This window comes from Cupriavidus sp. 05L310 (assembly GCF_056398185.1).
Genome location: NZ_JBFTOX010000002.1, coordinates 92,052 through 112,035 on the forward strand (window position 1 = coordinate 92,052; position 19,984 = coordinate 112,035).

Genomic DNA, 19,984 nt, shown 5'->3' on the forward strand with positions numbered 1-19,984 from the left:
GAGGGGCGGTCTGGCCAGGAGCCACGGGAAGCGAAGCCAACGGTTTTGCCCGGCACGACGGAATCCGAAGCTAGCGCTTGTTCCTACGCCCGTGTCTGCCCCGCCGCGGCGGCCTCCGCCGCGCGCCGTACCGCCGCCGGGTAGCGCACGGTAAAGATCACGGCGCCGGCGAAGGCGGCCACGGTGGCCGCGATGTCGATCCACAACGGGATCGCGCTGACATATTCCGCCGACGCGTCGGCGGCCACCATGATCGCCAGCGCGACGGCCCACGCCAGCGTGATGTGGCGGTTCACCGCCAGGAAGCGCGGCGCATTCCAGTATTCCTGTGGCACGCGCTCGCGCGCATATTGCAGCGTGAACGGGCGTCCGATCGCCAGCGAGATCGCCACGATGGCAAACAGGCCGGCATCCACCGCGAGCCGCACCGTGGCCACTGTCCATTGGGGCGACGCCATGAAGGTATAGAGCAGCAGCAGTGCGAACAAGGCAAGGCTCCCTATTTCCAGCACCTTTAGCGATTCGCCGCGCCGCCACATGCGCAGGCACATGAACAGCGAGACCGCGCAGGCCGAGGCCAGGCCAGCCAGCGGGGATGCCAGCCGCATGGCGATGAAGAAGGCGATGAAGGGGGCAAAGCCGGTCAGCATTCCCATGCTGGTCTCCTTGGTGTCGTGATGCGGCACGATGCGTGTCGTGCCGTCTTGCGTGAATGAACAGTGAGGCAAAGAAGCGCCAAGGCGCCGGCTCAGTCCGCGCCGTGCCAGTTGCCGTGGAAGCCGAATGGCACGCGGTGCGAAAGCTGTACCGTGGCGATCGGGCCGTCGGCCACCGCGCCGGCGTCCAGCACCACCAGGTCGCTGCGCGCCTGCGCGCCGCGGTAGACCGTGGCCAGCAGCCAGCCGTCGCCTTCGGCGCTGTCGGCCGCGCGCGGCACGAACACCGGCTCGGAGATGGCGTCGCCTTGCGGCAGCACATGGACCGCGCGCTTGCCGCTGCGCAGGTCGATGTGCGCCAGGCTGTCATAGCTGCCGCGCGCGCTGCTCTCGTGCTGGCGGAACGCGAAGTAGCCGTGACGGTAGGGCAGCGTGGCGAAGCGCTCATCGAAGCGAGGGAATTCCCCCGGCATGTCGTCCAGGTACTCGCGCGTGAAACTGTCGGACTTCCCGGCCATGTCAAAGGTCCAGCGGCACAGGCGCGCACCTTCGCCATTGGCGCCCGGATTGAACAGGGGCGCGCTCTCGTACTGCATCACGTCGGCGATGATCTTGTTGCCGGCTTCCCAGGCGTTCATGACGTGGAACACATAGCAGGCGGCGCCGCGGAACCAGCGCATCTGCGCGGTGCCGCCGTTGCGCGGCATGATGCCGATGTGCGAACCCTTCTCCGGCTCCCACGCATAGGCCGGCTCGCCGCGCATGGCGCGGTCCATGCTGCCGGTGAGCGGCAGGATGGGAAACAGCACATGGTTCTGCGTCACCATGAAATCGTGGACCATGCTGGGGAACGGCGCTTCGAAGCGTTCGAGGCGCTGCAACTGGCCGTTGCGGTCCACCACGCCGTAGCGCATGCCGGGCGTGAAAGGGCCATCGACGGAATAGGCGAAGAACACCATCTCGCCGGTGACCGGGTCCACCTTGGGGTGCGCGGTCATGGCGCCCTTGAGCTTGCCGCCGTAGTCGACGTCGCCGCGCGTGGCCAGGCTCTCGCTGTCCATTTCGACCGGCGGGTCGGCTTCTTCCAGCGCCAGCAGCCGGCCAGCGTGCCAGAGGATATTGGTGTTGGCCACGCCGTCGTTCTGGCCAAGCACCGAAGGGTCGGTGGTGGCGGGGTTGCCCCAGCTGCCGAACAGCGCATGACCGGCAGCCTGCTCGCGCTGGAATTTGTTGGTGCGCACCCAGCGGTTGCGGTAGCGCGCGCGGCCATTCTCGATGTGGAAGGCGTGCACCATGCCATCGCCGATAAACCAGTGGTACTGCGCGTCGCGCGGCGCGTATTGCGGGTTCGGGCCGTTGCGGTAGAGCGTGCCGCGCAGCGCGCGCGGCAGCTCGCCCAGCACCGGCAGATCGGGCGCGTCGCACTCCATCAGGATGGGGGCGAAGTTGCCGCTGAGATAGGGGGATGACGGGAACGGCTGGCTCATCTCGTGCTCCTTGTTGTCTGCTGCGGGGTTGGCTCCAGCGTAGCCGGGGGGCCGGGTTCGTTGCTGGCTTCGTTACTTGTTGCGTTATTCGCTTATTCGTTTTCGACGCCGGTTTCGGGGATGGGCGCGCGCATGCCTTGCGCCAGCAGCCGCATCATCTCGGCATGGATGGCCCGGAAACCGGGCCCGCCGGGCAGCTTGCCGGCCAGGTGCAGCATCACCAGGCCGTGGATCGAGGCCCAGATCACATAGCTCAGCACCTGCGGGTCGCCGTGGATCAGGCCGCGCTCCACCATGGTCTCCAGGTGCGCGCTCATGGTGCGGTGCGCGCGGGAGCCGGCGCGTTCCAGCTCGGGATAGCGGTCGCCGCCCGGCTGCGTCATGTCGAACATGAGCCGGTAGGCGTTGGGCTCGGCAAAGGCAAAGGCGAGGTAGGCCTCGCCCACCGCGCGCGCCCGCTCGCGCGGCTCGCCGACGCTGGCGCCGGCGGCTTCCAGCGCGGCGGCGAAGCGGTCGAACGCCGCCGTGCGCACGGCCGCCAGGATGTCTTCCTTGTCCTTGAAGTAGCGGTAGGGCGTCATCGGGCTGCAGCCCATTTCCTCGGCGAGCTGGCGCATGCTCACGCTGGCTACGCCGCCTTCGGCAAAGCGGCGTTCGGCCACCGCGCACAGGCGCGCCTTGAAGGTTTCGATTTCATCCTGGGTAAGGTTCTTTGCCATTTGTCAGTTGTGCTGCGATGGATGTCGTATGCCTTTTGAGGCATATCGTCAGATGGTCTGGCGATGATGTTTTACAGTGTATATTTACGATGTAAATTGTCAAGGAAAGCTTTTGCAGGAGACATCGGCGCACCATTGTTCGCCATATGGGACAATCGCCCGCATTGACGCGCACGACCGATGGCGCGCCCAAGGCGGCCCAAGGCGGCAAAAGGGATTGGCGCATGAAGACGATCGAATGGAAGGACTGGGAGATTTTTTGCCGGGTGGTGGAAGGCGCGAGCTTTACCAAAGGGGCCGACCTGGCCGATGTGCCGAAGTCGTCGGCCAGCGCGGCGGTGTCCCGGCTTGAGGTGCAACTCGGTGTGCGGCTGTTCGAGCGCACCACGCGCCGCGTGCGGGTGACCGAACGGGGCCAGCAACTCTACGACCGGGTCGCCCCGCTCTTTAACGAACTGCGCGAAATCAGCGCCGAGGCGGTGTCCGTCAGCGAGCAGGTCAGCGGCACCCTGCGCATTTCCACTCCGTACGAGGTTGGCTCGCTGCATCTGTCGCCCAGCCTCACGCGGCTGCTGCGGCTGCATCCCGAGTTGCGCGTCGAGGTGGATGTGAGCTGGGAGCAGCCCGACCTGGTCGAGCGGGGCTACGACCTGGTGTTCGTGATGACCCACACCGGCTTGCTCGACAGCTCCTTCGCCAGCAAACGCGTGGTGCTGATCGATCGCGGATTCTTTGCGTCGCCGGCGCTGATACGCGCGCGCGGATTGCCGCGCACGCCGCAGGATCTGGCGAGCTGGCCGACGCTGGGCAATGCCGACGACCGGCGCTGGGAGTTCCTGCGCGATGGCGTGGAGGTGGCGAGCCTGGCGGTGGAGCCGCGCATGCGCACGCAGAACGCGGAGATCCGGCTCAAGGCCGCCCTGGACGGGCTGGGCGTGGCGCGGCTGTCGCCGCGCTATGTGCAGGACGAACTGGACCAGGGGCGGCTGGTGCGGGTGTTGCCTGCTTATTCGTCTGCGCCGCTCAAGGTCTATGTACTGATGCCCGCGCGCAAGCTGATGCCGGCCAGCGTGAGGGTGTTTCTCGATGTGCTGGAGGAGACGTTGGGGCCTGGGGGCGCGGAAATTGTCGACACAGAGCCCAACTTCAACTGACTAACAGGGAACGTCCCCGGCCCGGAGGAGGCGGACCCGCATCCGCTCGCTCTCAATACGGCTGGTCGCCGGGCCTGATCTCCAGCCCCAGTGTTTCGCCCAGGCCGATCATTTCCTCATCGTCCTCGCCGCGCGCCAGCCAGCCGGCATAGGCGTCGCTCTCGGTGTCCCAGTTCCATAGCGTGATGCCGGCCACGCGCAATTGCTCGTGCGCCAGTTCCATCAGCTCGGGCACGCTGGTTTTTTCCAGGAACGCCTCGTCTTCGGGATCTTCCACGCCCCAGTCGAGTTCGATGTCGAGGCGGTCGCAAAGCTCGTCCATGCAGCTGATGAAAGACGGCGCGTCTTTCCAGTCCACATAGAAGCCGGACTCCCAGTCGATGACGTCCTTGAGGACCCACAGCAGCTCCTGGCCCTCGACCGCATCCGCGTCGTCCGAGCTGGCCAGTGCCTCGTCGAACAGCGTCTGCTGCTTCTCGATCATGACGGGATCGTCGAAGTTGATCAGCTCGATCAGGCGCCAGAGCGCGCGGTGCGTTTCGTCATCCAGTTCATCGCTCATCGCATCAGCCCTCCATGGGTGCGGCGCCATGACGTTCCGGCGCATTTGAAAACGGGGATTCCAACCGGGCAAGCGCGCCAGCCGCTCAAGTGGCGATGCGCAAGATCTCGCGTTGCCCGCGCGGCGTCACGCGCAGCGCGCGCGAGGTGGACGTGTGCTCTATCCATTTGCGGGCCATCAGGCTTTCGAGCAGCGCCGCGCCGAGCGCGCCGCCCAGGTGCGGCTTGCGTTCGCTCCAGTCGGGACAGGTGCAGGCGAACTGCCGCCGCTTGCGCCGCGCGACGTCGAGATCCACGCCGAGTTGCGCCATGCCTTGCGTGCCGCTCTCGGTCAGGTCGACGGCCGTGCCGGCCACCACGATCCAGTTGGCGTGCGACATGCGCTCGAACAGTGCAACCGCAAGCTCTCCCGCGAGATGGTCATAGCAGGTGCGGGCCTGGCGCAGCGCCGCCGGCGCGGTGCGCGAGGCGGGTACCGCGCGCACGCGCGGCGGCTGGCTCGCCAGCGACGCACTGGCCAGCGCCTCGATGGCAACGCCGATCTCGGGCGTGGCAAGCCGGTAGTAGCGATTGCGCCCGCGCGTCTGCACCGCGAGCAGCCCCCCTTCGCTGAGCCGCGCAAGGTGGCCGCTGGTGGACGATGCCGACAAACCGGCGATGACAGCAAGCTCGCCAGCCGGGCGCGCGCTGCCGTCCATCAGCGCCCACAACATGGCGGCCCGTCCGGGGTCGGCAAGCAGGCCGGCCATCTGGCTGATGCTGGGCGCGTATTCCATAGTTCATCTCGCGGTGAAACAACGATCGCAGTATAGACGCATACTCACCAATATCAACCGCGTTCCCACACCGATGCCCATGCCGATCCCGATGCCGTCAGATCCGCTTGCCGCCGTCACCCATGCCGACCCGGCGCCCTACTACCGCGGCCTCGCCGCGCGCCGGCCTTTCTATCGCGACGAGGCGCTCGGACTGTGGGTTGCCGCCGGCGCTGCCGAGGTCGCGGCGGTGCTGGCGCATCCCGCCAGCCGCGTGAGGCCGCCCGCGCAGCCAGTGCCTCCCGGGCTGGCCGGCAGCCCTGCCGGCGCGCTGTTTGGCGGCTTGATCCGCATGAACGATGGCGCGTGGAACGCGCCGCTCAAGGGCGTGCTGCTCAAACGCATGGCGGCCCTGGAACTGGGCGGCATGCGGCAGCGCGTGTCGGCGCTGGCGCAGGGTCTGCCCTTCGACCTGACGCAGCCTGGTGCTGCGGTCAATCACTGGATGTTCTCCCTGCCGGTGCTGGCCGTGGCCGATGCGCTCGGCCTGGCCGTAGCAGGCCAGCCCGGTGTGGCGATGCAGGCCGCTGCGCAGGTGACGGCATTCGCGCGGGCCATGTCGCCGTTGGCAACCGCGCAGGAGATTGCCGCCGGGAGCGAGGCGGCCACCTGGCTGCAGGCGTGGATGCGCGAGAGCTTATCGGCGGGCGCGCCGCCCTCCGCGCCAGGCCGGCCGCTGGATGCGCTGCAACGCGAAGCCCTTGCCGCCGGCGTGGCGAAAGAGGTGATCGCCACCAATGCGATTGGCCTGCTGATACAAGCGTGCGAGGCCACCGCTGGACTGGTCGGCAACATGCTGGTGCGGCTTGGCAGGGAGATGGCGCAAGGCCGGCGCCCGGACGAATCCGGCGCGTTGCGCGATGTCGCCGCGCTGGTGCTGCGCGAAGATCCGCCGGTGCAGAACACACGGCGCTTCCTGGCCACCGATGCACGCCTGTGCGGCGCGGACCTGAAGGCCGGCGATGGGGTGCTGCTGGTGCTGGCGGCCGCTTCGTTCGACGAGCGCATGCCGGGCGAGTGCGCGGACAAGGCCTCTCGGCCGTGGACCTTCGGTGCCGGCCGTCATGCGTGTCCCGGCGATGCGCTGGCCGCCTCGGTGGCACAGGCGGTGGTTGCCGCGCTGCTGGCACGCGGCGCGGATCCCGCTGCGCTGGTGCGGGCATTCCGCTACCGGCCCTCGCTCAATACGCGCATTCCGCATTTCCTCTGAGTGCCTGAACGGCCAGGCACCTGAAACACCGCAATCACAAAAGGACAATCACCATGATCGCAGTCATCTTCGAAGTCGAACCCGCCGAGGGGCGGATGGAGACGTATCTGAGCCTCGCGGCACAGTTGCGGCCCACGCTGGAAGCCATCGACGGCTTTATCTCGGTGGAACGCTTCCAGAGCCTGACCAACCCGGGCAAGCTGCTGTCGCTCTCGTTCTTCCGTGACGAGGCCGCGGTCATGGCCTGGCGCAACACGATGGAGCACCGCCACGCGCAGTCGGCCGGGCGCGGCGGCGTGTTCGCGGGCTATCGCCTGCGGGTGGCGCACGTGCTGCGCGACTATGGCCTGAACGAGCGCGAGCAGGCGCCGGCGGATAGCCGCGCGGTGCACCAGCCCATCGCGGCGCCTGCGTCGCGGGCGGAGTGAGCGGGCCATGGACTCGACGTTCCTGAGCGCGCAGATGGCGCTGATCGGCTTTACCTTCCTGCTCGCCGGGCTGGTCAAGGGCGTGGTGGGGCTGGGCCTGCCGACCGTGGCGATGGGGCTGCTCGGCCTGGCGATGCCACCCGCGCAGGCTGCGGCGCTGCTGGTCGCGCCATCCATGGTGACCAATGTGGTGCAACTCTACAGCGGCCCGCGGCTGGGCCAGCTGATGCGACGGATGTGGCCCATGCTGGCGGCCATCTGCGTGGGCACATGGCTGGCGGCGGCGCTGCTGCCGGCCAGCCTGATGGCGCATGCCACGTCCTGGCTGGGCGTGGCGCTGGTGCTGTACGCGGTGCTGGGCCTGGCCGCCTTCCACCCGAAAGTGCCGGCTGCCGCCGAACCCTGGCTGGGACCGCTGGCCGGCGTGATCACCGGTGCCATCACCGCCGTCACGGGCGTGTTCGTGATTCCGGCGGTGCCCTACATCCAGGGCCTGGACCTGGACAGGGAGACGCTGGTGCAGGCACTGGGTTTGTCGTTCACGGTGTCCACCATCGCGCTTGCGGTGAGCCTGGCGATGAATGGCGCGTTGCTGCATACGCCCGTCCTGGGCGCTTCGGTGCTGGCGCTGTTGCCCGCGCTGGGCGGCATGTTCGTCGGCCAATGGCTGCGCCATCGCATCAGCCCGGCGCGGTTTCGCAAGGTGTTCTTTTGCGGGCTGCTGCTGCTCGGCGCCGAACTGGCGCTGCGTGGGGTCTTCTAGGCTTGCTGAAGGCGAGGGAAAGCCTGACAGAACTTCCCGCTGCACGGCATACTGGTGGTGCGCTGCAGCGAAACGCTGCGCGTCCATGCCAGCCATGCGCCCTGACGGCGCATTCCATCACCCCGCGCAGGAGATGCCGCCGATGACGCGTCGCAAGAGCAGTGGCAGCAAACTCTGGAGCACCCTCGGCAAGATCGCCGCCCGCAACATGCGGCGCGCGCAGCGCACGGTCACGAAGTCCGCAATCAAAACGGCGGTGAGGCAGGGCGAGGCCATGAGCAAGGCCACGCAACGCGTGTTGAGCGGTGTCGTGTCCCCGGTGCCGGCGCCGGCAGGCCGTGGCGGGGGGCGCTGGGAAGAAGGAAGCTGGGGGCTGGGGCCGCTCGTGCAGCGCCGTTACCGGCTGTTTATTCCGCCAGGGGTGAGCGCTTCGCGTCCGGCGCCTATGCTGGTGCTGCTGCATGGTTGCGGCCAGGACACGGCCAGCTTTGCCGCATGTACCCGCGCCGCGGTGGTGGCGCGCAGCGCGGGCTGCGTGGTCCTGATGCCCGAGCAATCCTCCCACGCGAACGCGCAGCGGTGCTGGAACTGGTTCGGCGCTTCCGCGCGCGTGGCGGCCGAGGCGAGCCTGCTGATGGCCATCGTCGAGCATGTGTGCCAGCAGCGCCCGATTCGCCGCGACCGCGTGTTCGCGCTTGGCCTGTCGGCCGGCGGCGCCATGGCGCAGATACTGGGGCTGCGCTATCCGGACCGCTTCGCCGCGGTGGGTTCGCATTCCGGCGCGGTGCCGCTGAGCGCGTCCAACGCCGCGCAGGCGGCGCGCGTCATGCAAGGCAAGGGCCACCCCGACGTGGCGGCCGCGCGGCTGCAACTGACGGGGCGCCGCCCGCCGCCATTGCTGCTGCTGCATGGCGATGCCGATCACGTGGTGCACTTCGACAACGCGCTGGCTTCGGCCGCGTTGTGGCAGCAGTTGTTGCCGCAAGCACCCGTGCTGGCCGCACCACGCCGGGGGCAGCGCGGGCAGCGGCGGCCCTTCAGCGTCTACGCATGGTCGAGCGAGCGGCAGCCCTATGTCCGCCTGGTGCGGATCGAAGGGCTCGGGCATGCGTGGAGCGGCGGCCCGTCCAGCCAGGCCTTTGCCGATCCTTCCGGCCCGGATGCGCTGCGCATCGCGTGGCAGTTCTTCATGCAGTGCCTCGCTGCGCGGGCCGTGCCGGCGCGAAGGCGCAAGTTGGTCAGTGTGGCTTAAGCGCGGGAAGCGTCCGGCAGGCGCGCCAGCGGCGCCTCTATCACCACATCGCTCTCGGGATACGCCACGCAGGGCAGGATATAGCCCTCGTCGCGTTCGTCGAAGCTCACGCCCGGCCACTCGATGCGATAGGCAATCCGCCCTGCGGACAGCCGGCACAGGCAGGTGCGGCAGGTGCCATTGCGGCAGGAACTGGGGAGTTGCACGCCGGCGAGCAGCGCGGCTTCCAGCAGCGTCTGCGTGGGCAAGGCGGGAAAGCTGCTGCCCAGCGGTTCGACGCGCGCGGCAAAGGCCGGCGAAGGTGGCGAGGGGGGCGTGGCGGCATCGGCCGCGCCGCCGGAACCCGAACCGGGCGCGTGCGGGCCGTTGTTCATGGCTGCGCCTCGCCATCGTCCGCGCCGGGAAAGCGGGCGCGGCCATGCGTGGCGTCGCGCAGCGCGGCCCGCGCCGCGTCCAGCGCGCTGGCCGGCAGGCGGATCGTCAGCCGGGCGGCGGCGCCATGCTCGCCATGCGCCAGCACGTGGCCCTCCTGCTCGATCCAGCGGCGCACGCGCGCCTCGTCGGCGTAGTCCACCTCCGCAACCAGTTCGGCATAGGCGATGCGCTCGATGCGCTGCGCATCCTTCAGCGCCGCGGCGATGGCATCCGTATAGGCCCGCACCAGCCCGCCCGCGCCCAGCTTGATGCCGCCGTAGTAGCGCACCACGGCCGCCAGCACGCCTTCCAGTTCATGGTGGCGCAATACCTCCAGCATGGGCCGGCCGGCTGTGCCGGAAGGCTCGCCATCGTCCGACATGCCGGACTGGCCGCCTGCCAGCAAGGCCCAGCAGACATGGGTGGCGGTGGCGTGCGCTTCGCGCAGGCGCTGTAGTTCGGCCATGGCCGCTGCGCGGTCCTGCACGGGCATCGCGTAGCCGATGAAACGGCTTTTGCGGATTTCCAGGTCCGCCTGGACGGGAGAAGCGAGGGTGTAAGTCGGCACGGGTGGGGCCGCGTCACGGCGGGCCATAAGCGGCGCCGGCGGGCTGAGAGCTAAGGGAATCAGCTCCTGGCAGGGAGCGTGCGCCAGTGTACAACAGCGGCCGCGGCCGTCCGGGATGCGCGGATTGCCCTGATTACGCTGGTTAGGCTGATTTCGCGGGCGGTCCCTGGATGTCTGCGATTTAAGACACTTTCAACAAGTTGTAACAAATCATTCATAGGATGCGAATCGGCCTGAACGCCGCGCGGCTCCCCACAAGCGCGCGGCAAGGCGGCGCAGCGCGCGCCGCCCAATCACTCACATAACGAAACGGGAAAGAAGAATGCTCGACAAACCGGACGCATCCCGCCGCAAGGCGCTTAAATTCCTGGCCGGCGCACCCATGCTGCCGCTGGGCCTTGGCGCTTCCGCCTTCCTGGTCGGTTGCGGCGGAGACGGCGACGCGGTAGCCGCGCCGGTGCCGGCGCCGGCACCGGCACCCGGCACACCCGCCGCCGCCACCTTCACCACCGCCGAGTTCACCGGCATGGCGGCCCCCACGCTGGCCAACCCGGCAGCGATGGCGACCACCACGGTGGGTTCGAGCCTGAAGGTATCGTTCAGCGATGGCAGCAGCCAGACCTTCAAGCTGGCCTACCAGCCCTTCTTCGTCACCGGCGACATGGTCCCGGACGGCCAGGGCGGCACCATCCTGGCGGGCGGCTATGTCGACATCAACAACCAGCCCATCATCGACACGTCGGTGGCCGGCAAGGAACGCCAGTTCTTCTCGGACTCGCCGGATGGCACCTCGCTGCTCAAGATCGACGGCGCCAAGGTGGCCGGCGTGAAGGGCAACACCGTATTCGCCGTCGTGCAGTTCGAATACACCACGCGCGACCAGCTCGGCACCGACACCTACGGCCGCCTGCCGTCGCCGATCGCCGTGCTCACGCTGGATCAGGACCCGGCCACCGGCAAGCTGGCGCTGGTCAAGTACCACAACGTCGACACCTCGGGCGTCAACGGCCTGTGGATCACCTGCGGCGCCAGCCTGTCGCCGTGGAACACCCACCTGTCCAGCGAAGAGTACGAGCCGGAAACGTTCCCCAATGCGGCGGATGTTCCGACCTACACCGACCAGACGGATCAGTACACGAAGTTCGCCAAGAACCTGTACGGCAATGCGAACATCGCGTTCAACCCCTATCTGTATGGCCATCTGCCCGAAGTGACTGTCAATCCCGACGGCACCGGTTCCATCAGGAAGCACTATTGCCTGGGCCGCATCTCGCACGAACTCGTGCAGGTGATGCCCGACAACCGCACCGTGCTGATGGGTGACGACGCCACCAACAGCGGGCTGTTCATGTTCGTGGCCGACAAGGAGAAGGACCTCTCCGCCGGCACGCTGTACGTTGCCAAGATCGGTGCAGGCTTCTCCATCGATCCGGCGGCTTCCGGCGCGGACCTGTCCTGGGTCAAGCTCGGCCATGCCACCAGCGCAGAAGTCGAGGCGATGGCCAAGTCAAACCGCCCGGTCGACGTCATGGACGTCAAGTGGGCCGATCCCAGCGATTCGGCATACACCAAGATCTTCTCCGGCGGCAAGGCGCAATGGGTCAAGATCCTGCCGGGCAAGGACAAGGCCGCCGCCTTCCTGGAAACCCACCGCTACGCCTACCTGAAGGGCGGCAGCATGGGCTTCACCAAGATGGAAGGCACCACCGTCAATATCAAGGACAAGGTGGCCTACTCCGCGCTGCAGAACATCCAGGACTCGATGGTCACGAACAACGCCAAGGGCTGGAATGCGCAAAGCGGCATCTCGCTGCCCGCCGCGCTCAAGGCTGGCGGCGTGATGCAGCACAACCTCGCCGGCGGCCAGAAGGACCTGGACGGCGCCGCGATCAACAGCGAATGGGTGCCGGTGCATACCAAGGCCCTGATCGTCGGCAAGGACATCGGCGCGGATGCGCTGGGCAACACCGGCGACCCCGAGACGATCGCCAATCCGGACAACCTCAAGTTCTCGGAGAAGCTGCGCACCCTGTTTATCGGCGAAGACAGCGGCCAGCACGTCAACAACTTCCTGTGGGCCTACAACGTCGACACCAAGAAGCTGTCGCGCTTGCTGTCGGTGCCGTCGGGTGGCGAATCGACCGGCCTGCATGCGGTCGACGAGCTCAACGGCTGGACCTACATCATGAGCAACTTCCAGCACGCCGGCGACTGGAGCAGCCTGCATAACACCGTGAAGGCCGCGCTGGATCCGCTGGTCCGTGCCAACTACAAGGACCGCTTTGGCGCGGCAGTCGGCTACCTGACAGCCGATGTCACCAGCCTCAAGACGAGCAAGGCCTGAGTGCGGACTGGACCACGCGGAGGTTGAAGCCGGTGCGCAAGCAACGGTAATCCTGGCCGCGGGACGGTCCAGGCCCGCGTGGCTGAACGCCCCCGATGACAACGTCGTCGGGGGCGTTTTGCTTTGTGCCCCCTGGGTTTGGCGGCGTGAGCAACCGGACAGGCCGAAGGCGGCCCCGGTGGCGGGGGGTGGGGCATGCCTGCTACGCTTGCGGCAGCACATTGGCGGTGGCTCGATGTTCCGCGCCCTATTCCGTCCCCATAACAGGAGAAACGACATGCCGAACCAAGATGGCCAACTTGACGCACGCCGGATCGCGCCGGCCACCGACCGCAATCGCGACGCCATCCTGGCCGTGTTGCGCCGGGTATTGCCGCAGAGCGGTCTGGTGCTGGAAGTCGCCAGCGGTACCGGCCAGCACGCGGCGTATTTTTCCGCCGCGCTGCCGGGGCTGACCTGGCAGCCGAGCGATCCCGACGCGGCGGCGTGCGCGTCGATCGAAGGCTGGGCCGCGCATGCCGGCGTGGCCAACGTGCTTGCGCCGCTGGTGCTGGACGTGCGCCAGCCATCCTGGGGCATCGAAGCGGCACAGGCGGTGGTCTGCATCAATATGATCCACATCGCGCCGTGGGCGGCGGCCCAGGCGCTGTTCACCGGCGCCGGGCGCCTGTTGCCGGCCGGCGGCGTGCTTTACCTGTACGGCCCCTACCGGCGCAACGGCGAACACACCGCGCCGAGCAATGCCGCGTTCGATGCGCAGTTGCGCAATGCCGACCCGGAATGGGGCGTGCGCAATATGGAGGACGTGGCGGTGCTGGGCCAGGCCGAGGGTTTCCGCATGGATGAGCCAATCCCGATGCCAGCCAATAACTTCAGCCTGGTATTCCGAAAATAGGAAACTGCCGGCCGAATGCTGGCGGATCGCGGCCCGATTTGCCTGGATGGATGCTGGCTAATGCCGGGGGCAGGTAATCGCGGAAAGGGCGATTTGGGTTTTCCGGCCGGGTGTCCGCTTAACTCTTGGCTGACGCATCGGCTGAAGTATTGGCTCAAGTATTGGCTTGAGATCTGGCAGAAATGATGCCGGGAATGCGGGGGGACCGGGGCGCGTGTTCACGCGATCGTGCCGAATTGGCCGATCGGTCAGGACTGCTGGAAAGACGGGGAATTTCGAAAGGAGATGTCCGGCTGGCCCTGCCAGGCGCCAGCCGGTTCGCACAAAAGTGGTGCGCGAAAGGGGGTCGAAGCATGGCGCGGATTGCCGCGCGCATGTCCGGGCCGCCCGCCGCGCTGGCCCTCGCGCGATTTACTTCGCGGCGACAGGCGCTTCTGCCTCGACCTTGACGGCCACGGCCTTCTTCGGTGCTGCCGGCTTCTTGGCGGCGCTCTTCACGACGGCCTTCCTGGGAGCCTTCGGAGCTGCTGCCTTGGGAGCGGCGGCCGGCTTGGCGGCCTTCGGAGCTGCTGCCTTCGGTGCAGCGGCCTTCTTGGCGGCGGCCGGCTTGGCTGCAGCCTTCTTTGCCACGGCGGCCTTCACCACCGGCTTCTTGGCAGCGGGCTTGGCCTTTGCCTTTTGTGCTGCCAGCTTTTCCTTGGCGGCCTGGCGCTCTGCCAGCACGGCTTGCTTGGCGGCTTCGGCAGCCACCTTGATTTCGCGCTTGGCGGCTTCGATCGCCTTCTTCGCGTCAGCGCGCAGCTTCAGCAGGCCCTTCTTTGCAGCTGCCAGTTCGCGAGCCAGCACGCTGGCCTTCTTTGCCGGTGCTGCTGCCTTCTTGGCGGCTGCCGGCTTGGTCTTTGCTGCTGCGCTGGTTTGTGCGACTTTCTTAGCTACGGCCATTGTATTTACCCGTTAGTTGTAGGAGCGCGGAGTATAACCGGTCGCGCGGCATTACTCGCGCGCCGTGATATTAATCGGTGTGGTTCCTGGCTGAATGCGTGCGCGGATACAACATTTCCTGCACGGCAATGGCAGGGGCAATCGATGCGAATACGCAATACGTATTGCGTTTAACGCGTATTGACCTGAACCTTGATGCCATCGGGCAGCACAGTAATGGCGCCTGGCTCCACATCTTTGCCGGCGATGCGCAATTGCTCCGGCGTGAAGGTGTAAAGCGGGTAATCGCGTAGCAACTGCTGCGCCACCACGGCGCCGATCGCGTTCAGTTGCTCCCCATATTGCGCCGGCATGCCGTTTACCTGGACCCGCTCGACGGATGGATTGTCGAGCAGCACGGCGCGTTTTGCCGGATCGTATTTGAGTGCGCTGCTGAGCGAAAGCGTGCCGTTGATCGGCGGTGCCGGCAGCAAGGTATTGCCGAGTTGCGCGTCCATCTGGGTGGTCACGCGATTATTGGCGCCGTCGAATACCAGGCGCGGATGCGTCAGTTGCACGTCGATTACCTGGCCATAACGCAGCGTTGCGGGAAAGCGTTTTTCCACGGCAGCCTGCAATTCCTCGCGGGTGAATGTGTATTCGCCGGTCCAGACGTTATAGCCGGCCCAGGCGGTGGCGGCGCCAAGCATGGTGAGTGCTGTGACGGCTTTCAAGGTCCTGGCGCGGATGGACCGTGCGGGCAGGAGCCGGGTGCGGGGTTGCATGGTCGGCATGCTGCGGTGCCTCCAGGTTGGCGTTTTGCGCGTTACCCGGTCTGACCGCGGTGGTGATGGCTTTGTTCAATCGAGGCGGATTTTGTTGTTGCGGAGTGCCGCCATGTGTTCTCAATAATGCGGCGGGATTTCGTGCTGTGGGCCGCCTTCGGCGCCGCCGGTGCCGCTGGAGCGCATTTGCTGGTAGAGCGCCTGCAACTGCTCTTGCAGCAGGTCGATCTGGCGTTGTTGCCGTGCTACGGCGAGGTTGAGGCTGTCGAGGAGGTCGTCCTGGAAGGCAACCTTGATTTCGAGTTCGGTCAGGCGGGAATCCATTTTTGTGTTTTCCTGGGGGGTGGGGAATTGTAAGGCTTAATGGTTGGGTGGCTTTTTGATGGGGGTTGATGGTGTGAGTGGGCGGTGTCGGCTGTTGGACTCAAGGGCTTGGTGAGGTTTCTTTGCTGGTGGTGTTATTTGATCGGTGTTGGTTTTTGCACCCAACAGCCATACGACATCCCCCCTGCGGGGGGCTGCCGGTCACTTTTCTTTGCGTTCGGCAAAGAAAACTAACGAAAAGAAAGCCGACCCTGCCGGGGGCAGAGCAATCAGGCTGTTCGGCGGTAGTGATTGCGTCGAACGGGCAGCGGCTTCGGCTGGCATGTCCTACCGGCTTCAATGGCAGCACTACCGCATGCCCCAGCGGTTTCGTGGTGCGGCCCCCGATGGCGGGCGCAGCGCCCATTCGACCATCTGCCGTTCGCGGTGCAACGGGCCACGATTCTTCGAGACTTACTGGTTCCGTGGTTTTGTCTCCGACGGCAAGCGCGGCGATTGTTCGGTCCCTGCCGTTCGCAGGGTTGGGCGCCGCGCAACTTCGCAATAATGGGTTTCGTGGTGGGCGCGGTGGCCTGCATTCAGTCGCCTGCGCCTCGCTCACGAATTGGCAGCTGAACCGCACAACATCATCGCTACACCCTACCGTGTTCGCCCGGGGCCACTGCGCCCACCACGAAACGAAGATGGCCGATTTCCAGCCGCGGCTTGCGCCGGTACGGCAGGGTGTCAAATGGCAGGGTATCTGCCGTCGGAGACAAAACCACGAGACCAGCAAGGTATGAAATGCAGCGGCCCCTTGCACCGCGAACGGCAGATGGCCGAATGGGCGCCGCGCCCGCCATCAGGGGCCGCACCACGAAACCGGTGCCATCCGCAGTGGCGCGGCCCTTCAAGCCGGTAGGGCACGCCAGCCGAAGCCGCTGCCCGTACGACGCAATCACTACCGCCGAACAGCCTGATTGCTCTGCCCCCGGCAGGGTCGGCTTTCTTTTCGTTAGTTTTCTTTGCCGAACGCAAAGAAAAGTGACCGGCAGCCCCCCGCAGGGGGGATGTCGTATGGCTGTTGGGTGCAAAGACCAACACCGATCAAGCAACACCGCCAGCGCAGAAATCCAATCGTCCACCAACCCGCACCGGCAGCCCCCCACAGGGGGGATGTCGTATGGCTGTTGGGTGCAAAAACCAACACCGATCAAGCAACACCACCAGCGCAGAAATCCAATCGTCCACCAACCCGCACCGCCACCAAAAAAAACCACAACCGAGCGCAAGACGACGCCACCCCATGCATCAAACTCCTACTCCATCGTCAACCTGGCCAACCTCCCCAACGTAGCCAGCGCAGCGTCACTCCGCTCATCAAAATCATGCCCGCAATTAATCCGCAAGCAATGCCGAAACCCCCCATGCGCGGAGAAAATCGGCCCGGGCGCAATACTGATCCCATGGGAAAGCGCGAAACGATGCAATGCAAGGCTATCGGTCCCCACCGGCATTTCAATCCACAGGAAATACCCGCCAGCGGGCCGCGTAGCCCGGGTACCCGCCGGAAAATGCCGCGCGATGGCCTGCGCGAACGCGTCCTGCCGCTGCGCCAGCGCCTGCCGCAACTGACGCAGGTGACGGTCATACCCGCCCTTTTCCAGATAATTGAGAATGGCCGCCTGCGTCGGCGCGGCCACCGTCAACGTGCTGGTGAGCTTGGCCCGTGCCACCTCGCGCGCGAAGCGTCCCGGCGCGGCCCAGCCGATCCGGTATCCCGGCGCCAGGCACTTGGAAAATGAGCCGCAATGCATCACCAGGCCCTGCGTGTCGAACGCCTTCGCCGGCGTCGGCCGCTTGTTGCCGAAGTACAGTTCACCGTACACATCGTCCTCGATCAGCGGCACCTCGAAGCGCGCCAGCAGCTTCACCAGTTCGCGCTTCTTGGCGTCGGGCATCAGGCTGCCCAGCGGGTTCTGGAAATTGGTCATCAGCCAGCATGCGCTTGGGCGATGGCGCTCCAGCGCGCGGGCGAGGGCGTCGAGTTCGATGCCTTCGCGCGGATGCGTGGGCACTTCGATGGCGCGCAGTCCGTGGCGCTCCAGCGCCTGCAGCGCACCATAGAAGGTGGGCGACTCGATGATGACCGCGTCACCCGGCCGCGTGACTGCCGCCAGGCAGAGGTTCAGCGCTTCCAGCGCGCCGTTGGTGATGACGATCTCATCGGTGTGCACGGTGAGCCCGTCGATCAGGTAGCGCAGCGCGATCTGGCGGCGCAGGCCGGCGTTGCCCGGCGTCATGTCGTCCACCGAGCTCCACGGGTCCAGGTGCTGGATCACCCCGGACATCGACTTGGCCAGGCGTTCCAGCGGGAACAGCAGCGGGCTCGGGAACGCGGAGCCCAGCGGCACCAGGTCGCGCTGCTTGGCCGACGCCAGCACGTCGAAGACCAGGTCGCTCACATTCAGCTCGGTCGAGCCTTCTCCCGGCTGCGATGCCACCTCGGGCTCCGGCGGCAGCACGCGGGTGGTGCTCGCCACGAAGTACCCCGAGCGCTGGCGCGCGACGATCAGGCCGCGCGCCTCTAGCAGGTAATACGCCTGGAACACCGTGGACGGACTCAGGCAGCGGCTGGCGCTGGCCTGCCGCACCGAAGGCAGGCGGTCGCCGGGCCGCAGCGTGCCGGCCTGGATGGATTGCGCGATGTCGTCGGCCAGCAATTCATAGAGCGTGCCGATGGGCGGTTCCATCTGGGGCTGGCGGGAGGCGGGTGGTTTGCTGCGCGGCATCGGCGGTTCGGGAATTCGCTGTTTGGCACATGGCCGGATTCTGATGACTGTACCGTATCAGCGAAGGGCACGGTGCAGTGGCGATGCCGCGCCGGCAACGAATCAGCCGGGATATGTGCACTGCGGCAACTTGTCGCGTGCCAATCCCCCTGATCCGGTCGATTCGTGTTGATCTGCTTCTGTTCGGTCCTGTCTTGTCTGCTTAGCATTCAGCGCTGTCCGTTGACTGCGGCGGCCGTGGCGCCGTCGTGGGGAGTGCAAGGAAAAACATGGATCCCACGAGTCTGTTGTTAGCTACCTTCCTGCTGTCCGTAGGTGGGCTGTTTGCCTTTATCTGGTCGCTGCGCAAGGGCCTGTTCGATCTCGAGTCGGCTGGTGCGCGCACCATCTTCGCGTCTGGCGAAATCGGCCATCCGGAAGAGCCGTCGAGCGATGCCGCGCAGCAGCAGGCGCTGTGGACCGGCGCCGCGTCCAGCCGGCAGCCTGCGTCCGCCGCCGCGGCGGCCCGAGCCGATCTAGAAGCCGAACTGGCCGCGCGCCATGAGGCCGATCGCTCCAGTTCCCTGCCGGCCCTGCTGATGCTGAGCTGTGCCGTGGTCTGGCTGGTGGTGGCTTCCGCCGCCGGGCTGCTCAGTTCGCTCAAGCTGCACATGCCCGACCTGCTGACCGGGCAGGCCTGGCTGACCTTTGGCCGCCTGCGCACACTGCACCTGAACGCGGTGGCCTACGGCTGGGCGCCGATGGGGCTGCTCGGGCTGACGCTGTGGATGCTGCCCAGGCTGTTGCGCACGCCGCTGCTGGGCGGGCGCTTCGCCATGATCGGCGCGCTGGTCTGGAATGCCGGGCTGGTGGCGGGGCTGGGTGCCATTGCCGTGGGCATCAATGCCGGCATGGAATGGCTGGAGATCCCATGGCAGGTGGGCCTGCTGTTCGCACTGGGCGGGATGCTGATCGGCTTGCCGCTGGCGTTCATGCTGCAGAAGCGCCGGGTGCACCATCTGTACGTGTCGGTCTGGTATATCGGCGCGGCGCTGTTCTGGTTTCCGGTGCTGTATGTGGTTGCCAAGATCCCCGGCGTGCACTTCGGCGTGGAGCAGGCCACGATGAACTGGTGGTTCGGCCACAACGTGCTGGGGCTGTTCTATACGCCGCTGTCGCTTGCCGCCGTGTATTACTTCCTGCCCAAGGTGATTGGGCGCCCGGTGCGCTCGTACAACCTGTCGCTGCTGGGCTTCTGGACGCTGGCGTTCTTCTACGGCCAGGTCGGCGCGCACCACCTGATCGGCGGGCCGATTCCCCCGTGGCTGATCACGCTGTCGATCGTGCAGAGCGTGATGATGATCATCCCGGTGACTGCGTTCTCGGTGAACCAGCACCTGACGCTCAAGGGGCATTTTGGCGCGCTGCGCCATTCGGCCACGCTGCGCTTCATCGTGTTCGGCGCCATCATGTACACGCTGGCATCGGTGCAGGGCTCGTTCGAGGCGCTGCGCTCGCTCAACGCGGTGACGCACTTCACGCACTTCACGGTAGCGCACGCGCACCTTGGCATGTACGGCTTCGTGTCGATGGTGATCTTCGGCGGCATCTACTTTGCCCTGCCGCGCATGGTCGATGCGCCGTGGCCCCGGCCCGCGCTGATCTCGCTGCATTTCTGGCTGGTGGTGGCGGGCTTCCTCACCTACCTCATCACGCTGAGCATCGGCGGTGTACTGCAGGGCCTGGCGTTGCTGGACCCGGCGCGCCCCTTCATGGACTCGGTGGCGGTCACGCTGCCCTGGCTGCAGGGACGCTCGCTCGGCGGCGCGCTGATGACGCTGGGGCACCTTGTCTTTGCCTTCCACTTTGCCTTGATGGTCTTGCGTCCTTCCGCGCTTGCGCAGACCGATCGCATGGTTTCCCAAGCGGCTGCCTGAA

19 protein-coding genes are annotated in these 19,984 nt (G+C 66.5%); 8 read left to right on the plus strand and 11 right to left on the minus strand.

What is annotated here, in order from left to right:
- Positions 1–83: 83 nt before the first annotated feature.
- The 3 genes from AC1DS6_RS01720 to AC1DS6_RS01730 form a co-directional block, all read right to left on the minus strand.
- Positions 84–656 (minus strand): hypothetical protein, encoded by a 573-nt coding sequence (locus AC1DS6_RS01720; protein WP_441634340.1) that lies wholly within the window; start codon positions 654–656, stop codon positions 84–86.
- Between the two features lie 92 nt (positions 657–748).
- Positions 749–2,143, minus strand: coding sequence for a carotenoid oxygenase family protein (locus AC1DS6_RS01725; RefSeq protein WP_441634338.1), 1,395 nt, complete (start codon positions 2,141–2,143; stop codon positions 749–751).
- A 92-nt stretch (positions 2,144–2,235) separates the two neighbouring features.
- Positions 2,236–2,862 carry a TetR/AcrR family transcriptional regulator gene (locus AC1DS6_RS01730; protein WP_477101815.1) on the minus strand — a complete coding sequence of 209 codons (627 nt, stop codon included), beginning with the start codon at positions 2,860–2,862 and terminating at the stop codon, positions 2,236–2,238.
- A 224-nt stretch (positions 2,863–3,086) separates the two neighbouring features.
- Here AC1DS6_RS01730 and AC1DS6_RS01735 point away from each other — a divergent pair, with 224 nt between their 5' ends.
- Positions 3,087–4,016, plus strand: a complete 930-nt coding sequence (locus AC1DS6_RS01735) for a LysR family transcriptional regulator (protein ID WP_045236505.1) — start codon at positions 3,087–3,089, stop codon at positions 4,014–4,016.
- 52 nt (positions 4,017–4,068) lie between these two features.
- Here AC1DS6_RS01735 and AC1DS6_RS01740 read toward each other — a convergent pair whose 3' ends face one another.
- Both AC1DS6_RS01740 and AC1DS6_RS01745 read right to left on the minus strand, forming a co-directional pair.
- On the minus strand, positions 4,069–4,578 hold the full coding sequence (locus AC1DS6_RS01740; RefSeq protein ID WP_441637367.1) for a DUF6630 family protein: 510 nt from the start codon (positions 4,576–4,578) through the stop codon (positions 4,069–4,071).
- Positions 4,579–4,663: 85 nt separating this feature from the next.
- Positions 4,664–5,353, minus strand: coding sequence for an ArsR/SmtB family transcription factor (locus tag AC1DS6_RS01745; RefSeq protein ID WP_441637365.1), 690 nt, complete (start codon positions 5,351–5,353; stop codon positions 4,664–4,666).
- A gap of 91 nt (positions 5,354–5,444) precedes the next feature.
- Here AC1DS6_RS01745 and AC1DS6_RS01750 point away from each other — a divergent pair, with 91 nt between their 5' ends.
- From AC1DS6_RS01750 to AC1DS6_RS01765, 4 genes are all read left to right on the plus strand, one after another.
- Entirely contained in the window at positions 5,445–6,602 is a 1,158-nt protein-coding gene (locus AC1DS6_RS01750; RefSeq protein WP_477101816.1) for a cytochrome P450, read from the plus strand.
- A 53-nt stretch (positions 6,603–6,655) separates the two neighbouring features.
- On the plus strand, positions 6,656–7,030 hold the full coding sequence (locus AC1DS6_RS01755) for an antibiotic biosynthesis monooxygenase family protein (protein WP_441637361.1): 375 nt from the start codon (positions 6,656–6,658) through the stop codon (positions 7,028–7,030).
- Between the two features lie 7 nt (positions 7,031–7,037).
- Positions 7,038–7,793 carry a sulfite exporter TauE/SafE family protein gene (locus AC1DS6_RS01760; protein ID WP_477101817.1) on the plus strand — a complete coding sequence of 252 codons (756 nt, stop codon included), beginning with the start codon at positions 7,038–7,040 and terminating at the stop codon, positions 7,791–7,793.
- Between the two features lie 142 nt (positions 7,794–7,935).
- Positions 7,936–9,045 carry an extracellular catalytic domain type 1 short-chain-length polyhydroxyalkanoate depolymerase gene (locus tag AC1DS6_RS01765; RefSeq protein ID WP_477101818.1) on the plus strand — a complete coding sequence of 370 codons (1,110 nt, stop codon included), beginning with the start codon at positions 7,936–7,938 and terminating at the stop codon, positions 9,043–9,045.
- Here AC1DS6_RS01765 and AC1DS6_RS01770 read toward each other — a convergent pair.
- Complete coding sequence (locus AC1DS6_RS01770) at positions 9,042–9,419, minus strand: 2Fe-2S iron-sulfur cluster-binding protein (RefSeq protein ID WP_441637355.1); 378 nt, start codon at positions 9,417–9,419, stop codon at positions 9,042–9,044. The genes AC1DS6_RS01765 and AC1DS6_RS01770 overlap by 4 nt on opposite strands.
- Complete coding sequence (locus AC1DS6_RS01775) at positions 9,416–10,027, minus strand: IMPACT family protein (protein WP_477101874.1); 612 nt, start codon at positions 10,025–10,027, stop codon at positions 9,416–9,418. Before AC1DS6_RS01775 ends, AC1DS6_RS01770 begins: the two co-directional genes overlap by 4 nt.
- A gap of 322 nt (positions 10,028–10,349) precedes the next feature.
- Here AC1DS6_RS01775 and AC1DS6_RS01780 point away from each other — a divergent pair, with 322 nt between their 5' ends.
- Both AC1DS6_RS01780 and AC1DS6_RS01785 read left to right on the plus strand, forming a co-directional pair.
- Positions 10,350–12,371: a PhoX family protein gene (locus tag AC1DS6_RS01780; RefSeq protein ID WP_477101819.1), complete on the plus strand. Its 2,022-nt coding sequence runs from the start codon at positions 10,350–10,352 to the stop codon at positions 12,369–12,371.
- A gap of 277 nt (positions 12,372–12,648) precedes the next feature.
- Positions 12,649–13,266, plus strand: coding sequence for a DUF938 domain-containing protein (locus AC1DS6_RS01785; RefSeq protein ID WP_477101820.1), 618 nt, complete (start codon positions 12,649–12,651; stop codon positions 13,264–13,266).
- A 411-nt stretch (positions 13,267–13,677) separates the two neighbouring features.
- On the opposite strand, the gene AC1DS6_RS01790 is transcribed toward AC1DS6_RS01785, so the two are convergent.
- The 4 genes from AC1DS6_RS01790 to AC1DS6_RS01805 form a co-directional block, all read right to left on the minus strand.
- A complete protein-coding gene (locus tag AC1DS6_RS01790) occupies positions 13,678–14,208 on the minus strand; it encodes a fumarate hydratase (RefSeq protein WP_477101821.1) in 531 nt (176 codons plus the stop codon).
- A gap of 170 nt (positions 14,209–14,378) precedes the next feature.
- On the minus strand, positions 14,379–14,972 hold the full coding sequence (locus AC1DS6_RS01795; RefSeq protein ID WP_441637445.1) for a DUF1439 domain-containing protein: 594 nt from the start codon (positions 14,970–14,972) through the stop codon (positions 14,379–14,381).
- A gap of 120 nt (positions 14,973–15,092) precedes the next feature.
- On the minus strand, positions 15,093–15,296 hold the full coding sequence (locus AC1DS6_RS01800; protein WP_045236516.1) for a SlyX family protein: 204 nt from the start codon (positions 15,294–15,296) through the stop codon (positions 15,093–15,095).
- 1,298 nt (positions 15,297–16,594) lie between these two features.
- On the minus strand, positions 16,595–18,028 hold the full coding sequence (locus tag AC1DS6_RS01805) for an aminotransferase-like domain-containing protein (RefSeq protein WP_477101875.1): 1,434 nt from the start codon (positions 18,026–18,028) through the stop codon (positions 16,595–16,597).
- 308 nt (positions 18,029–18,336) lie between these two features.
- On the opposite strand from AC1DS6_RS01805, the gene AC1DS6_RS01810 reads away from it, so the two are divergent.
- Positions 18,337–19,983 (plus strand): cbb3-type cytochrome c oxidase subunit I, encoded by a 1,647-nt coding sequence (locus tag AC1DS6_RS01810; protein ID WP_477101822.1) that lies wholly within the window; start codon positions 18,337–18,339, stop codon positions 19,981–19,983.
- Position 19,984: the final 1 nt, after the last annotated feature.

Excerpts from the sequence above, each read along its gene's own strand:
- AC1DS6_RS01720 (WP_441634340.1), bottom strand. The coding sequence starts at position 656 with ATGGGAATGCTGACCGGCTTTGCCCCCTTCATCGCCTTCTTCATCGCC.
- AC1DS6_RS01725 (WP_441634338.1), bottom strand. The coding sequence starts at position 2,143 with ATGAGCCAGCCGTTCCCGTCATCCCCCTATCTCAGCGGCAACTTCGCC.
- AC1DS6_RS01730 (WP_477101815.1), bottom strand. The coding sequence starts at position 2,862 with ATGGCAAAGAACCTTACCCAGGATGAAATCGAAACCTTCAAGGCGCGC.
- AC1DS6_RS01735 (WP_045236505.1), top strand. The coding sequence starts at position 3,087 with ATGAAGACGATCGAATGGAAGGACTGGGAGATTTTTTGCCGGGTGGTG.
- AC1DS6_RS01740 (WP_441637367.1), bottom strand. The coding sequence starts at position 4,578 with ATGAGCGATGAACTGGATGACGAAACGCACCGCGCGCTCTGGCGCCTG.
- AC1DS6_RS01745 (WP_441637365.1), bottom strand. The coding sequence starts at position 5,353 with ATGGAATACGCGCCCAGCATCAGCCAGATGGCCGGCCTGCTTGCCGAC.
- AC1DS6_RS01750 (WP_477101816.1), top strand. The coding sequence starts at position 5,445 with ATGCCGTCAGATCCGCTTGCCGCCGTCACCCATGCCGACCCGGCGCCC.
- AC1DS6_RS01755 (WP_441637361.1), top strand. The coding sequence starts at position 6,656 with ATGATCGCAGTCATCTTCGAAGTCGAACCCGCCGAGGGGCGGATGGAG.
- AC1DS6_RS01760 (WP_477101817.1), top strand. The coding sequence starts at position 7,038 with ATGGACTCGACGTTCCTGAGCGCGCAGATGGCGCTGATCGGCTTTACC.
- AC1DS6_RS01765 (WP_477101818.1), top strand. The coding sequence starts at position 7,936 with ATGACGCGTCGCAAGAGCAGTGGCAGCAAACTCTGGAGCACCCTCGGC.
- AC1DS6_RS01770 (WP_441637355.1), bottom strand. The coding sequence starts at position 9,419 with ATGAACAACGGCCCGCACGCGCCCGGTTCGGGTTCCGGCGGCGCGGCC.
- AC1DS6_RS01780 (WP_477101819.1), top strand. The coding sequence starts at position 10,350 with ATGCTCGACAAACCGGACGCATCCCGCCGCAAGGCGCTTAAATTCCTG.
- AC1DS6_RS01785 (WP_477101820.1), top strand. The coding sequence starts at position 12,649 with ATGCCGAACCAAGATGGCCAACTTGACGCACGCCGGATCGCGCCGGCC.
- AC1DS6_RS01790 (WP_477101821.1), bottom strand. The coding sequence starts at position 14,208 with ATGGCCGTAGCTAAGAAAGTCGCACAAACCAGCGCAGCAGCAAAGACC.
- AC1DS6_RS01795 (WP_441637445.1), bottom strand. The coding sequence starts at position 14,972 with ATGCAACCCCGCACCCGGCTCCTGCCCGCACGGTCCATCCGCGCCAGG.
- AC1DS6_RS01800 (WP_045236516.1), bottom strand. The coding sequence starts at position 15,296 with ATGGATTCCCGCCTGACCGAACTCGAAATCAAGGTTGCCTTCCAGGAC.
- AC1DS6_RS01805 (WP_477101875.1), bottom strand. The coding sequence starts at position 18,028 with ATGGAACCGCCCATCGGCACGCTCTATGAATTGCTGGCCGACGACATC.
- AC1DS6_RS01810 (WP_477101822.1), top strand. The coding sequence starts at position 18,337 with ATGGATCCCACGAGTCTGTTGTTAGCTACCTTCCTGCTGTCCGTAGGT.